Source organism: Streptomyces daqingensis, from assembly GCF_014645895.1.
GTDB classification, from domain to species: Bacteria; Actinomycetota; Actinomycetes; order Streptomycetales; family Streptomycetaceae; genus Streptomyces; species Streptomyces daqingensis.
This window is the reverse complement of sequence record NZ_BMMP01000002.1, coordinates 449,108-461,945: the sequence shown is the minus strand read 5'-3', so window position 1 is coordinate 461,945 and position 12,838 is coordinate 449,108. Positions and strand designations below refer to the sequence as shown.

Here is a 12,838-nt window from a genome sequence, read left to right as displayed (position 1 = left end):
CTGCGTGCCAAAAATTTCTCTCATCTGTCACCGGGGCTCGCACGCATGAGCGCGCGGCGCTGCCCGCCCACCGGAGGGAGTGCGGGCAGCGGTGAGTGAGGGACGTCTACCGGGTCAACTCCCCGCGGCGCGGGGGGAGTCGGGCACGCCGGACGGAGGCGTGGCGTACGCGCTCAGGTGCCGGCCGCCGTGCCGGCGGGCAGGACGCACTGGGCGGAAGGCGCGGACCGGTGCGAACAGGCCAATCTGAGAGGAGTGCCGCAGAACACCGCCCGGTGCCGGGGGCGGCTCCGGAGAGTCAGGAACGCAGCGCCCGCTCGATCGTGTCCATGATCTCGCCGAGAGGGGCGTCCGTACGCGCGACCGTGACCAGGACCTCGTCATGCCGGACCGTTTCGGCTCCCGCCCCGCTCCCGGAGCCCGGGCCGCCCGGACCCGAAGTCTCTGGCGTGGACAGCCTGTTGGCGCCGAACCCCGTGCCGAAGGTCTTCCGCACGATCGCGAACGCGTGGTCCAGCTGCGCCTCGACGTCCCCCACCCCGCCGTTGCGCAGCCAGCGCCGCAGCACGTGGTTGTGCGCCGTGACGACCGCGGACGCGGCGACCTCCGCGAGCAGCGGCTCGTCGAAGTCGCTCACGCCGTCGCGGTGCGCCGCCTCGTCGAAGTGGCCGAGGAGGTAGCGGGTGAAGAGGCGCTCGTACCGCGCGACGGACGCGATCTCGCGCTCGCGCAGCGCGGGGACCTCGCGGGTGAGCTTGTACCGCTCGACGCTGCCCTTGGGCGAGGCCGCGTACATGCGCATGACCTCTTTGATGCCCCGGCAGACGGTGTCCAGCGGGTTCTCGTGCGCCGGCGCTGCCTCCAGCACGGCCTGGGCCCGGACGAGGGTGTCGTCGTGGTCGGGGAAGATCGCCTCCTCCTTGGCCCGGAAGTGCCGGAAGAAGGTGCGCCTCGCGACGCCCGCTGTGGCGGCGATCTCGTCGACCGTGGTGGCCTCGTACCCCTTCGTCGCGAAGAGTTCCATCGCCGCCGCCGCCAACTCGCGCCGCATCCTGAGGCGCTGGGAGGACGCGGTGTGCGAACGGGAAGGCTTGGCCGAGTCTGACATGTGGGGAACGTTACACGCCGTGACGGACTCGGGGGGCGGGCTGCCGGAAGGCTCCAGCAGCCCGCCCCACCCGTCGTTCTGCCTCACCGGCGCTTCCGCTTCACCGGCGCCCTGCCCGCGGGGGTTCTCACCGCCGCGCGTATTCGCGGAAGCCACGTCCCGTCTTGCGGCCCAGGCACCCCGCGGCCACCAGGTGCTCCAGCAGCGGCGCCGGAGCCAGGCCCGGATCGCGGAACTCGCGGTGCAGCACCTGCTCGATGGCGAGGGAGACGTCGAGCCCGACCACGTCGAGCAGTTCGAAGGGCCCCATGGGGTACCCGCCGCCCAGGCGCATCGCGGCGTCGATGTCATCGAGCGAGGCGTAGTGCTGCTCGACCATCTTCACCGCGTTGTTCAGGTACGGGAAGAGCAGGGCGTTGACGATGAATCCGGCGCGGTCGCCGCAGTCCACGGGGTGCTTGCGCACTGCACGGGCCACCACGCGCACGGTGGCGTGCGCCTCGTCCCCGGTGAGGACGGTGCGGACGACCTCGACGAGCTTCATCGCGGGTGCGGGATTGAAGAAGTGCATGCCGATGACGTCCTCGGGACGCGAGGTGGCGCGTGCGCAGGCCACCACGGGCAGGGAGGAGGTGGTCGTCGCCAGCACGGCGCCCGGCTTGCAGACGCCGTCCAGGGAGGCGAAGAGCTGCCGCTTGACCTCGAGGTCCTCGGCCACCGCCTCAACCGCCAGGTCGACGCCGGACAGCGCGTTCAGAGAGCCGGCCGGAGTGATACGGGCGAGAGCGGCGTCCCGCGCCTCCTCCGTCATCCGGCCCTTCTTCACCGCGCGGTCGAAGGAGGCCGCGATGCGGGCCTTCGCGCTCTGCGCCTTCTCCTCGCCGCGCGCCGCGAGCACCGTCTCGTACCCGGCCTTGGCGAACACCTCGGCGATGCCGCTGGCCATGGTGCCGGAGCCCGCGACGCCCACCGACGAGACGGGGCGCCCTTGCTCCAGCCCGGCGTCGCCGTCCGGCGTCTCGGCGTCGGCGAGGGTGACCGACGAGCCCGGCGCCTCGTAGGTGTAGAAGCCGCGGCCCGCCTTCTGGCCGGTCAGGCCCGCGTCGCTGAGCTGGCGCAGGATGGGGGCGGGGGCGTGCAGGCGGTCGTGGGAGTCGGCGTACATCGCGTCCAGGACGGTGCGCGCCGTGTCGATGCCGATGAGGTCGAGCAGCGCGAGCGGGCCCATGGGGAGGCCGCAGCCGAGGCGCATGGCGTCGTCGATGTCCTCCCGGCTCGCGTAGCGGGACTCGTACATCGCGGCCGCCTGGTTGAGGTAGCCGAACAGCAGGCCGTCGGCCACGAATCCGGGACGGTCGCCCACCGCGACGGGCTCCTTGCCCAGATCGCGGGCCAGCTCGGTCACGGCGGTGACGGCCTCCGGCGAGGTGAGCACCGACGAGACGACCTCGACGAGCTTCATCTTCTTGGCGGGGTGGAAGAAGTGCAGGCCCAGCACCCGCTCGGGCCGGTCGGAGTCGGCCGCGAGCCGCGTGACGGACAGGGCGTTGGTGCCGGTCGCGAGGATCGTGCCGGGCTTCACGACGGTGTCGAGGGCGGCGAAGACCTGGCACTTGGTGTCGTAGTCCTCGGGCACGACCTCGATGACCAGGTCCGCCTCGGCGGCGGCACGCAGGTCGGAGAAGGTGCGGAACCGGGCGAGCGCGTCCCGCCGTTCGTCCTCCGTCATGCGCTCGCGCTGCACGGCGCGGGCGGTGGAGGCTTCGAAGGAGGCGACGGCGTGCCGGGCGGCGGCGTCGCTGATGTCGATGCCGACGACCTCACGGCCGGAACGGGCGAGCACGTCGGCTATGCCGGTGCCCATGGTGCCGAGGCCGACGACGGCGATGGTGTGCAGAGGCGGACGGTCCATCACGGGACTCCAGGGGTGACGACTGACGGTGAGGGTGGGCCGGCTCCGCGCCGGAACGAATGAACTCCTCGGCGGGCACGGCCGGTTCGGCTGATGGCCGGTTCAGCTCGGTGCACGGCATCGGCGCACGCGCTGGAAGAGCTGCGATGAGAGGATGAGTGGAAGGCGGAACCAGCCCGGTCCCAGGGGCTGTTCCGTACTCAGCGGTGCTGCCCGGGCAGTGCCGCGGCGTACACCGCGGACCCGGACCCCCGCCGAACCGACTCGAACTCCGGCGGCTGCGTCACCAGGCCGCCTGAGCGGGGGTGCCGCTCTGACGAGCAGCTTAACTCGTGGGTAACCAACGCGCCAGGGGTATGGCACTTCCAGGGCTGTGGGACGGACCACGTGGGGGAGGGAGCGCGGAAGTGGGCGACGCATTCCGTTCGTTGACCGATCGCGTACGGGCCGAGGCGGACCCGGCGGAGTACGAGCGACTCGTACGGCTCGCGAGGGAGGGCACACCGGCGGCGCGGGACGAACTCGCAGCCGTCCTCGCGGAGAGCCAACGTCCGCTGTGGGCGCGGGAGGTGGCGGCGTTCGCCCTCGGCACGGCCGGGGACCGGCGTGCCTTCGAGACGCTGATCTTCATGCTGAACTACCGCGACCCCGTGCGCTGCGCCACCGCCGCCCACGCCCTGGCACGCCTGCGTGACCCCCGGACAGCCCGCGCCGCGGCAGCGCTCGCCACGAACGAACTGCGCACCGGGTACGCCCTGCACGCCGTACGGCTGCTCACCGCGTTACGGGCCCCCGAGTCGGTCCCCACGCTGATCTCCGTCCTGCAGCGCCTGCTGATGGGGCCGGTGCACTACTGGCCGATCGCCGAGGCGTGCGTCCAGGGGCTGGGTGCGCTCGGCGACCGGCGCGCGGTGGCCGTCCTGGGCGCCGCCGCCGAACACCACCGCCTCTCCCCCTCGGCGAAAGCGGCCCTGGCCCGGATACCCGCGACACCCCGTCGGGCCCGCAAACGCTCGGTCAGACCGCACCCGTGAGGAGCGGCCGCGTGTAGCGCACCACGGTGACGGGCGTCCCCGCCACGTCGTCCAGACTCTCCGCGTCCTCCAAGGTGTCGAGGGTGAAGCCCGCCCGTTCGTAGAAGCGGCGCGCCCTGGCGTTGCCGCCGATCACCCACAGCGCGATCCGGGAAGCGCCCGAGGCGGCGGCCCTCGCAAGACAGGCGCCCGCCAGTAGCCGGCCCACCCCGGTGCCGAGGACGTCGGGTCGGACGTAGAGCGCGTAGAGCTCGGCGCCGCCCGCCGGTCCGCCCCGCCCGTGCGGCCCCTCGATGCGGTACGGGCCGAGGGCCGCCCAGCCGGCGATGCCGCCGTCCTCCGCCTCCGCGACGAGATTCACGATGGTGCCGTCCGAGGCGGCGAACATGCGCCGCCTCGCCGCGGCGTCCTCCTCGACGGACATCGACGACAGGTACGCGGCGGGCAGCAGCCCGGCGTACGCGGACTGCCAGGCGCGCACCCGTAGTTCGGCCACGGCTTCGATGTCCGCGGCGGTCATCTCCCTCACCTTCATGCCCTGATGCCGGCAGTACCCGGGCCGTACCTCACCCGGATTTCCCGCCGGCTCTCCTCGGGGCTGCGCCCCCTGCCGGCCGCCGCGGTGGGCGGCCCGGTGGGCCTGGTGGCGGAACCCGGACAGAAGGTGTCGTGTTTCCAGGCGACGATGCGCATATGACTCTCAGCTGGGCGGACTTCCACGCCGCCGAACCCGAATTCGCCGACGCCGTCCGGGCACGCTTCGGGCGTTTCCGCCACCACGTCCTCGCGACGCTCCGTGCCGACGGATCGCCGAGGCTGACGGGCCTGGAGGGGGACTTCCGCGCCGGTGAACTGTGGCTGGGGATGATGTACGGCTCCCGCAAGGCGCGGGATCTGCGCCGCGATCCGCGCTTCTCCCTGCACGCCAACCCCGGCCCGGGCGACGACATGGCGGGCGGCGACGTGCGGGTCTCCGGCCGCGCCGCGGAGGTCACGGACCCGGGCGCGCTGGCACGTTACGCGGCCGGAGCGCCCGAGGGCAGCACACCCGGGCGCTTCCACCTCTTCCGCGCGGAGCTGACGGAGGCCGTGCGCGTCCATGTGGAGGACCCGTACATCGTCTTCGAGGTCTGGCACCCGGGGAAGCGTCTGCGCACGGTCCGGCGGAAGGACGAGGACAGCACGCTTCACGAGGACGTATGAGCTGCACGTGGCGGCTGTGACCGGGCGGGGTGTCCGGTCACAGCCGCCACGTCGGCGTGATCGCGAACGCCTCGACCTCCAGGTAGAGCTCGGGGTGCACGAGCGAGTAGACCTGCACGGCGGTGCAGGCGGGCGGCCTGTCGGGGTTGATGCAGGCGTCGCGCGCCTCCCGCACGGCGGGCATGACGCGCATGTCGGTGACGAAGAAGGTGAACTTCACGACGTCGTCGAAGGTGGCGCCGGCCTCGTTGAGGCAGCGGCGTACGTTCGCGAAGACCTGCCGGGCCTGTGCCATCGGGTCGTTGAGACCGACGACGTCGCCGTTCTCATCGAGCGAGAGCTGTCCGGAGACGGCGACGAAGCGGCCCTCCCCCCAGACGACGTGGCTGTAGCCGTACGCGGGGGCGATGCCGGCCGGGGTCTTGATGTGCGTGAGTTCGGGCATGACGCGGATGCTGGTTCATAGAGATCGTCGGCGCCACCGCTTTGTGAAGTTCCTGTGGTCCGGTTTTCACAGCAGCGTCAACTGGGTGCACTCCGGCGGCTCGGGCTCCGGCTCCCGGTCGGGGTGGACCTCGACGCGGCGGTGCCTGCCGGGTGCGCTGGGGCCGATGCCGTACTCCGCGGCCAGTTCGTGCACCTGGCGGGTGATGCGCCGCTGGTACCACTTCGGCGCGTAGGCGCTGTTCTCGTACAGCGCCTCGTAGTGGCGGACGAGGTGCGGGTGGTGCCGGGCGAGCCAGCTCATGTACCACTCCCGCGCGCCCGGGCGCAGATGCAGGGCGAGCGGGGTCACGGAGGTGGCGCCCGCGGCGGCTATCGCCCGGACGGTGGTGCGGAGCTGTGCCGGGGAGTCCCCGAGGAACGGGATGACGGGGGCCATCAGGACGCCGCACGGGATGCCCTGCCCGCTGAGCGTGCGCACGACGTCGAGACGGCGGTCCGGGGCGGGGGTTCCGGGTTCGACGGTGCGCCACAGCTCCTCGTCGGTGAAGCCGACGGAGACCGAGATCCCCACGTCCGTGACGGCGGCGGCCGAGCGCAGCAGGTCGAGGTCGCGGAGGATGAGCGTGCCCTTGGTGAGGATGGAGAAGGGGTTGGCGTAGTCGCGCAGCGCGGTGATGATCCCCGGCATCAGGCGGTAGCGGCCCTCGGCGCGCTGGTAGCAGTCGACGTTGGTGCCCATCGCGATGTGCTCGCCCTGCCAGCGGGGCGCGCCCAGTTCGCGGCGGAGCAGGTCGGGGGCGTTGACCTTCACGACGATCTGCGAGTCGAAGCCGGCTCCGGTGTCGAGGTCGAGGTATCGGTGGGTTCCGCGTGCGAAGCAGTACACGCATGCGTGCGAACAGCCCCGGTACGGGTTGACGGTCCATTCGAACGGCATGCGGGACGCCCCCGGCACCCGGTTGACGATCGAGCGGGCGCGCACCTCGTGGAAGGTGATGCCCCGGAACTCCGGGGTGTCGAACTGCCTCGTGACCACGTCGGTGCCGAAGAGGGCGGGAGACTCCGCCGCCGACCCGTCGCCGCTCAGGTTCTCCCAGCGCATGGACCCTCCTCGCGTGCCGCCCTGCCGTTCGTACTTAGAATAGAACATCTGTTCCCCATCGCTCTGTCAAGCCGATTTGGGCGCGGGGCGGCCGGGTGGTTGGCTGACGCCGGGGGATGCCGCGGCAGGAGGCGGACGCAGCAGGAAGGCGCCGCCCCGCCGCATCCGGATGCCGACAGCAGGAGGAGTTCATGGCGCAGGTCGTCTCGACCACCGAGCGGGAGATCGCGGCGAAGCCCGACGCGGTCTTCGACGCGCTCGCCGACTACAGCGCAACCCGGCCGAAGCTGCTCCCCGCCCACTTCAGCGAATACGAGGTGCGGGAGGGCGGTGACGGCGAGGGCACCCTCGTGCACTGGAAGCTGCAGGCGACGAGCAAGCGGGTGCGCGACTGCCTGATGGACGTGAGTGAGCCGTCCGAGAGCGAACTCGTGGAGCGCGACCGCAACTCCACGATGGTCACCACCTGGAGCGTCGCCCCGGCCGGCGGCGGCAGTGCCGCGCGCGTGTCCGTGCGCACCGAGTGGCAGGGGGCCGGTGGCATCGGGGGCTTCTTCGAGCGGACGTTCGCCCCGAAGGGGCTGGCGCGCATCTACGACGAGATGCTCGCGAAGCTCGCCGCCGAGCTGGAGAAGTAGAGCGGAGGCGCGGACGGGGGTGGGGGCGGCGCGCTCCCGCCCCCCGGTGGGGTGCGGGACGTGCTGTCGTGCTCACCGGTTCGGGTGGTTTCCCCGGTAGTGCGGAGCGTCGGGATCCGTGTGCGCCCCCGCGTCAAAGCCGCAGTTGAGCGCGCCGACCGGCGCCCTGGGCAACGGAGTTGGCGCCCCGGCCGCAGTGTTCGGGGCTCTCTGTCCGGCTTGCTCGCTCTTGTCGCGTAATGCGAGAAATACTCCCCGAGGACAGTGAGCACGACAGGGGAGCGCAATGGGCGGTATGGCTCTGGGTCACAGAGATGAGCAGAGCCCCGCCGTCGTCGAAGTCAGCCTGGAGCTGCCGGAGTACGGCCGTCCTCCCGGCCGGGGTGCTGCTTCCTGCGGCGCCCCGGCCGAGGCCCGTACGCCTTCCACGGCGAGCGCATCGGACCCCGGCCCCTCCGGGACGGGGTCCGGCGGGGGCGGTTACGCCGGGACGACGCCGGCGGAGGAAGGGCCCGGTGCGGGCGGTGCCGTCCCGCTCAGCCCCCGCCGCGTGCGGCTCGTCTTCGTCGCCCTCATGCTCGCTCTGCTGATGGCGGCGCTCGAACAGACCATCGTGGCAACGGCGTTGCCCGAGATCGTCGGGGACCTGAACGGGCTGGACCGCATGTCGTGGGCGGTGACGTCCTACCTGCTGGCCTCCACGGTCGGCCTGCCCGTCTACGGCAAACTCGGGGACCTCTTCGGCCGCAAGAGCGTCTTCCTCTTCGCCATCGTGGTCTTCGTCGCCGGCTCCGCGCTCGCGGGATGGTCGCGGACGATGACCGAACTCATCGCGTACCGCGCCCTCCAGGGCGTCGGCGCGGGCGGCCTCATGATCGGCGTGCAGGCGATCATCGCGGACGTCGTGGCGCCCCGTGAGCGGGGCCGGTACATGGGTCTCATCGGCGCCGCCTTCGGACTCGCCTCCGTGGCCGGTCCGCTGCTCGGGGGCTGGTTCACCGACGAGCTGTCGTGGCGCTGGTGCTTCTACATCAACGTCCCCTTCGGCCTGCTCACGCTGCTCGTCACGGCGTTCGTGCTGAAGCTGCCGCGCCCCGCCGCCCGGCCCCGCCTGGACGTGGTGGGGACCGTGCTGCTCGGTGCGTTCTCCACCTGCCTCGTACTGCTGACGAGCTGGGGCGGCACGGAGTACGCCTGGGACGACCGCGTGATCCTCGCGCTGGGCGCCGGGGCGGTGCTCAGCGCCGCACTCTTCCTCGTCGTCGAACGGCTGGTCCCCGAACCCGTGCTGCCGCTGCGGCTGTTCAGGGACTCGGTCTTCAACGTCACGGGCCTCGTCGGGGTGGCCGTGGGCATCGCGCTGTTCGGCGCCGCGAGCTACCTGCCCGGCTTCCTGCAGATGGTCGACGGCGTGACCGCGACGGAGTCGGGTCTGCTGATGCTGCCCATGATGGGCGGCCTCGTGCTCTCCTCGACGGTCTCGGGCCAGCTCATCTCCCGAACGGGCCGCTACAAGGTCTTCCCGGTCCTGGGATGCGCGCTGTCCGCCGTGGGGATGTGGCTGCTTTCCCTGCTGGAGACCGGCACGGACCGGCTGTCGTACAGCATCTGGATGGCCGTACTCGGACTGGGGATCGGGCTGGTGCTGCCGGTGCTCGTCCTGGCCGTCCAGAACTCCGTCCCGGCGCGGGACCTCGGCGCCGCGACGAGCGCCAGCAACTACTTCCGGCAGATCGGCGGGAGCGTCGGAGCGGCCGTCTTCGGCACCCTGTTCATCGAGCGGCTCACGGACTCCCTGGCCAGAGACGTGCCGCGGGGCGGCGCCCATGTCGCGCCCGACGCGGAGTCCCTCACTCCGCAGGCGGTGCACGCGATGCCCGCCCCTCTGCGGGACGCGTACGTGCAGGCTTACGCCGACGCCATGCCGCGGATCTTCCTCTACCTCGTCCCGGTGCTCGTCCTCGGGCTGATCCTGACCTTCTTCCTCAAGGAGAAACCGCTGGTGTCCGAGAACGCCCCCGTGCCCGAGGCGCGCAACGAAGCAGGCAGCACCCACGCCGGGAGCACGGCCTTCGGCCAGACCGCCCCCCTCGGCGCGGACCCCCTCGGCCCCGCCCCTCTCAGCACGGACCCGGCCTTCGGCCGCGACGGGATCCACCGCGCGGGCGCCGCCGAGGCACAGGCGGGTGTCACCGGAGCCGTCGCGGTGTGCGGCAGCGTCCGGCACCACGACGGCACCGGCGTGCCGCGCGCGGCGCTCACCCTCATCGACACCGGCGGCAAGCAGGTCGGCAGGGGCGTCACAGGAGAGGACGGACGGTACGTGCTGAGCACCCGGGGAAACGGCTCCTACGTACTGATCGCGGCCGCGGGAGGGCACCAGCCGCAGGCGGTCGGCGTCACCGTGGGGGATCGGCCGGTGGAGCTCGACATCGTGCTGGGCGGCGCCGGGCGCCTGACGGGCAGTGTGCTCACCGCCGACGGGCTGCCGGTTCCGGACGCCGCCGTGACGCTGACGGACGTGCGCGGCGAGGTCGTCGCCGCCGTCCGCAGCGGGCGGGAAGGCGGCTATGTCGTCGACGAGCTCGTCGCGGGCGAGTACACCCTGGCCGCGAGTTCACCGGCCTGCCGCCCGGCCGCGCTCCCCGTCTCCGTCCAGGCGGGACGCGAGACCCGCCAGGACATCGAACTCGCGGGCGGCGCCGTGCTGCGGGGAACTGTCCGGGCAGGCGGCGGAAGGCCGGTGGAGGACGCCAGGGTGACGCTCCTGGACGGGTCGGGCCACGTCGTCGAGACCGTCACGACGGGAATCGACGGGACCTTCCGCTTCGTGGGCCTCACGCCGGGCGAGTACACCGTCATCGCGTCCGGCTATCCGCCCGTCGCGACGGTCCTCAAGGTGGCCGGCGGGGAGAGCGCGGAGCGGGACGTGCTGCTGGGTCACGAGGACTGACCGGAGGCGGGCGGCACGGAACCTCCGTGCCCGCAACTCGGGCGGGCGCGCCAGGGGTTGCCCCTTGTCCGCGCGGGCTGCGAAACCCGCCTGCTGGCGTGTCGCGCGGTGCCGGCCCCAGGCGTGTCGTCCTGTAAAAGGGCAGGTCAGAGGGGAGAAGTCGAGCCTGTCAGTGGTAGAGACCACAGGAGTTATCCACAGGGGTGTCCTGGGGTTTGCGCACCGCGTAACGTTCCCGGCATGAAGATCCTCATCAGCGCCGACATGGAAGGCGCCACCGGTGTCACCTGGCCTGCGGACGTCCTGCCGGGCACGCCCCAGTGGGAGCGCTGCCGCCCCATGTTCACCTCGGACGTCGACGCGGCGGTGAAGGGCTTCTTCGACGGCGGCGCCGACGAGGTGCTCATCAACGAGGCGCACTGGTCGATGCGCAACCTCCTGCTCGAACAGCTCGACGACCGGGCGCAGATGCTCACCGGGCGCCACAAGTCCCTCAGCATGGTCGAGGGCGTCCAGCACGGCGACGTGGACGGCATCGCGTTCATCGGCTACCACACGGGGGCGGGGACCGAAGGGGTGCTCGCCCACACCTACCTGCCCAACTCGGTCACCGGGGTCTGGGTCGACGGCGCGCGGGCGAGTGAAGGGCTCCTCAACGCCCTGGTCGTCGAGGAGTTCGGCGTCCCCGTGGTCCTCGTGACGGGAGACGACCGCACCTTGGAGGATGCGAAGGGCTACGCGCCGGACGCCTTCGGCGTCGCCGTGAAGGACTACGTCTCGCGGTACGCGGCGGTGTGCCGCACCCCGAAGCGCACGGCGGCCGACATCAGAGAGGCCGCGGCGAGCGCGGCGCGGCTGGCGGTGCGCACGAGGCCGGCGGAGCCCCAGGCGCACACCGTGGAGCTGGAGTTCGACGCCGAGCACCTGGCCGGAGCCGCGAGCGTGGTCCCCGGCGTGGAGGTGACGGGGGAGCGCCGCGTGACCTACACGTCACCCGACATGTACGAAGGAATCCGGACTTTCAAAGCAGTGACGACGGTCGTCTCGTCAGCGGTGGAGGAGCAGTATGGCTGAGCACATCGACCAGCGGGCCCTGGACGAGGCGGTGACCTTCACCTCCGAGCTGATCCGCATCGACACCACGAACCGCGGCGGCGGCGAGGGCTCGGAGCGCCCGGCCGCCGAGTACGTGGCCGAACGGCTCTCCGACGCGGGCATCGAGCCCCGCTTGCTCGAGAAGGCCCCCGGGCGGACCAACGTGGTGGCCAGGATCCCGGGCAGCGACCCCTCCGCGGACGCCCTGCTCGTCCACGGCCATCTCGACGTGGTGCCGGCGGAGCCCGCCGACTGGAGCGTGCACCCCTTCTCCGGGGAGATCCGGGACGGCGTGGTCTGGGGACGCGGCGCCATCGACATGAAGAACGCGGACGCCATGGTGCTCGCCGCCGTGCGTGCCTGGTCCCGGGCCGGTGTCCGCCCGCGCCGTGACGTCGTCCTGGCCTTCACCGCCGACGAGGAGGACAGCGCGGAGTACGGCTCCGAATACCTCGCCGAGCAGCACGCGGACCTCTTCGAGGGCTGCACGGAAGGCATCAGCGAATCAGGCGCCTTCACCTTCCACACCGGCGACGGGATGCGGCTGTACCCCGTGGCGGCGGGTGAGCGGGGCACGGCCTGGCTCAAGCTCACCGCACACGGCAAGGCGGGGCACGGTTCGAAGATCAGCCGCGCCAACGCGGTCAGCCGGCTCGCCGCCGCGATCGCCCGCATCGGTGAGCACGAGTGGCCGCAGCGGCTCACGCCGACCGTGCAGGCCGCGCTGAAGACCCTGGCCGCCGTCCGGGGGCTGCCCGAACCGGACGTGGACGCCCCGGACTTCGACGCCGACAAGCTCCTCGCCGACCTCGGCCCTGCCGCCGCCCTCGTGGAGCCGACGGTGCGCAACAGCACCAACCCGACGATGCTGAACGCCGGTTACAAGGTCAACGTCATCCCCGGCACCGCCACCGCGTACGTCGACGGGCGGATCCTGCCCGGCGGGGAGGCGGAGTTCACCGAGACCCTCGACCGCCTCACCGGCCCGCACGTCGAGTGGGAGTTCCACCACCGCGAGGTCGCGCTGCAGGCCCCCGTGGACTCACCGACGTACGCGGCGATGCGCGAGGCGCTGGAGCACCACGACCCCGGAGCGCACGTCGTGCCGTACTGCATGTCGGGCGGCACCGACGCGAAGCAGTTCTCGCGGCTCGGCATCGAGGGGTACGGCTTCTCACCGCTGAAGCTGCCCGAGGGCTTCGACTACCAGGCGCTCTTCCACGGCGTGGACGAACGAGTGCCCGTGGACGCCCTGCACTTCGGTGTCCGCGTCCTGGACCGCACGCTGCTCGCGCTCTGAGCCGCCCCCGTCCCGCTCCCCGCTTCTCCCAGTCCCCGGAGGCTTC

At 72.0% G+C, this 12,838-nt stretch carries 12 protein-coding genes; 7 read left to right on the top strand and 5 right to left on the bottom strand.

Going from position 1 to position 12,838, the window contains the following annotated elements; all coding sequences use genetic code 11:
• Positions 1-298 precede the first annotated feature (298 nt).
• Positions 299-1,108, bottom strand: a complete 810-nt coding sequence (locus tag IEY56_RS04430; RefSeq protein ID WP_189035709.1) for a TetR family transcriptional regulator — start codon at positions 1,106-1,108, stop codon at positions 299-301.
• 127 nt (positions 1,109-1,235) lie between these two features.
• Entirely contained in the window at positions 1,236-3,020 is a 1,785-nt protein-coding gene (locus IEY56_RS04425) for a 3-hydroxyacyl-CoA dehydrogenase family protein (protein WP_189035708.1), read from the bottom strand.
• Positions 3,021-3,427: 407 nt separating this feature from the next.
• On the opposite strand from IEY56_RS04425, the gene IEY56_RS04420 reads away from it, so the two are divergent.
• On the top strand, positions 3,428-4,054 hold the full coding sequence (locus IEY56_RS04420; RefSeq protein ID WP_189035707.1) for a HEAT repeat domain-containing protein: 627 nt from the start codon (positions 3,428-3,430) through the stop codon (positions 4,052-4,054).
• Here IEY56_RS04420 and IEY56_RS04415 read toward each other — a convergent pair.
• Positions 4,038-4,574: a GNAT family N-acetyltransferase gene (locus IEY56_RS04415; protein ID WP_189035706.1), complete on the bottom strand. Its 537-nt coding sequence runs from the start codon at positions 4,572-4,574 to the stop codon at positions 4,038-4,040. The two genes, IEY56_RS04420 and IEY56_RS04415, sit on opposite strands and share 17 nt — an antisense overlap.
• A gap of 21 nt (positions 4,575-4,595) precedes the next feature.
• On the opposite strand from IEY56_RS04415, the gene IEY56_RS04410 reads away from it, so the two are divergent.
• Positions 4,596-4,751, top strand: coding sequence for a hypothetical protein (locus IEY56_RS04410; RefSeq protein ID WP_189035705.1), 156 nt, complete (start codon positions 4,596-4,598; stop codon positions 4,749-4,751).
• The gene (locus IEY56_RS04405; protein WP_189035704.1) at positions 4,748-5,257 is read left to right on the top strand and encodes a pyridoxamine 5'-phosphate oxidase family protein; all 510 of its coding nucleotides are present in this window, start codon (positions 4,748-4,750) and stop codon (positions 5,255-5,257) included. The genes IEY56_RS04410 and IEY56_RS04405 overlap by 4 nt, the downstream gene beginning before the upstream one ends.
• 37 nt (positions 5,258-5,294) lie before the next feature.
• On the opposite strand, the gene IEY56_RS04400 is transcribed toward IEY56_RS04405, so the two are convergent.
• Together IEY56_RS04400 and IEY56_RS04395 are read right to left on the bottom strand one after the other, a co-directional pair.
• Positions 5,295-5,702: a RidA family protein gene (locus tag IEY56_RS04400; protein WP_189035703.1), complete on the bottom strand. Its 408-nt coding sequence runs from the start codon at positions 5,700-5,702 to the stop codon at positions 5,295-5,297.
• A gap of 66 nt (positions 5,703-5,768) precedes the next feature.
• On the bottom strand, positions 5,769-6,806 hold the full coding sequence (locus IEY56_RS04395; protein ID WP_045865834.1) for an Rv2578c family radical SAM protein: 1,038 nt from the start codon (positions 6,804-6,806) through the stop codon (positions 5,769-5,771).
• A 191-nt stretch (positions 6,807-6,997) separates the two neighbouring features.
• Between IEY56_RS04395 and IEY56_RS04390 the strand changes: the two genes are divergently transcribed.
• The 4 genes from IEY56_RS04390 (at position 6,998) to IEY56_RS04375 (ending at position 12,792) form a co-directional block, all read left to right on the top strand.
• Complete coding sequence (locus IEY56_RS04390; protein WP_189035702.1) at positions 6,998-7,444, top strand: SRPBCC family protein; 447 nt, start codon at positions 6,998-7,000, stop codon at positions 7,442-7,444.
• Positions 7,445-7,730: 286 nt separating this feature from the next.
• Positions 7,731-10,397 (top strand): MFS transporter, encoded by a 2,667-nt coding sequence (locus tag IEY56_RS04385; RefSeq protein ID WP_506003868.1) that lies wholly within the window; start codon positions 7,731-7,733, stop codon positions 10,395-10,397.
• Between the two features lie 240 nt (positions 10,398-10,637).
• Positions 10,638-11,471, top strand: coding sequence for a M55 family metallopeptidase (locus IEY56_RS04380; RefSeq protein ID WP_189035700.1), 834 nt, complete (start codon positions 10,638-10,640; stop codon positions 11,469-11,471).
• The gene (locus IEY56_RS04375; protein ID WP_189035699.1) at positions 11,464-12,792 is read left to right on the top strand and encodes a M20/M25/M40 family metallo-hydrolase; all 1,329 of its coding nucleotides are present in this window, start codon (positions 11,464-11,466) and stop codon (positions 12,790-12,792) included. Before IEY56_RS04380 ends, IEY56_RS04375 begins: the two co-directional genes overlap by 8 nt.
• Positions 12,793-12,838: the final 46 nt, after the last annotated feature.

What these genes read in the sequence shown, in the direction of transcription:
- IEY56_RS04395 (WP_045865834.1), bottom strand. Translation starts at nt 6,806, where the DNA reads ATGCGCTGGGAGAACCTGAGCGGCGACGGGTCGGCGGCGGAGTCTCCC.
- IEY56_RS04430 (WP_189035709.1), bottom strand. Translation starts at nt 1,108, where the DNA reads ATGTCAGACTCGGCCAAGCCTTCCCGTTCGCACACCGCGTCCTCCCAG.
- IEY56_RS04405 (WP_189035704.1), top strand. Translation starts at nt 4,748, where the DNA reads ATGACTCTCAGCTGGGCGGACTTCCACGCCGCCGAACCCGAATTCGCC.
- IEY56_RS04425 (WP_189035708.1), bottom strand. Translation starts at nt 3,020, where the DNA reads ATGGACCGTCCGCCTCTGCACACCATCGCCGTCGTCGGCCTCGGCACC.
- IEY56_RS04385 (WP_506003868.1), top strand. Translation starts at nt 7,731, where the DNA reads ATGGGCGGTATGGCTCTGGGTCACAGAGATGAGCAGAGCCCCGCCGTC.
- IEY56_RS04390 (WP_189035702.1), top strand. Translation starts at nt 6,998, where the DNA reads ATGGCGCAGGTCGTCTCGACCACCGAGCGGGAGATCGCGGCGAAGCCC.
- IEY56_RS04415 (WP_189035706.1), bottom strand. Translation starts at nt 4,574, where the DNA reads ATGACCGCCGCGGACATCGAAGCCGTGGCCGAACTACGGGTGCGCGCC.
- IEY56_RS04410 (WP_189035705.1), top strand. Translation starts at nt 4,596, where the DNA reads ATGCCGGCAGTACCCGGGCCGTACCTCACCCGGATTTCCCGCCGGCTC.
- IEY56_RS04400 (WP_189035703.1), bottom strand. Translation starts at nt 5,702, where the DNA reads ATGCCCGAACTCACGCACATCAAGACCCCGGCCGGCATCGCCCCCGCG.
- IEY56_RS04380 (WP_189035700.1), top strand. Translation starts at nt 10,638, where the DNA reads ATGAAGATCCTCATCAGCGCCGACATGGAAGGCGCCACCGGTGTCACC.
- IEY56_RS04375 (WP_189035699.1), top strand. Translation starts at nt 11,464, where the DNA reads ATGGCTGAGCACATCGACCAGCGGGCCCTGGACGAGGCGGTGACCTTC.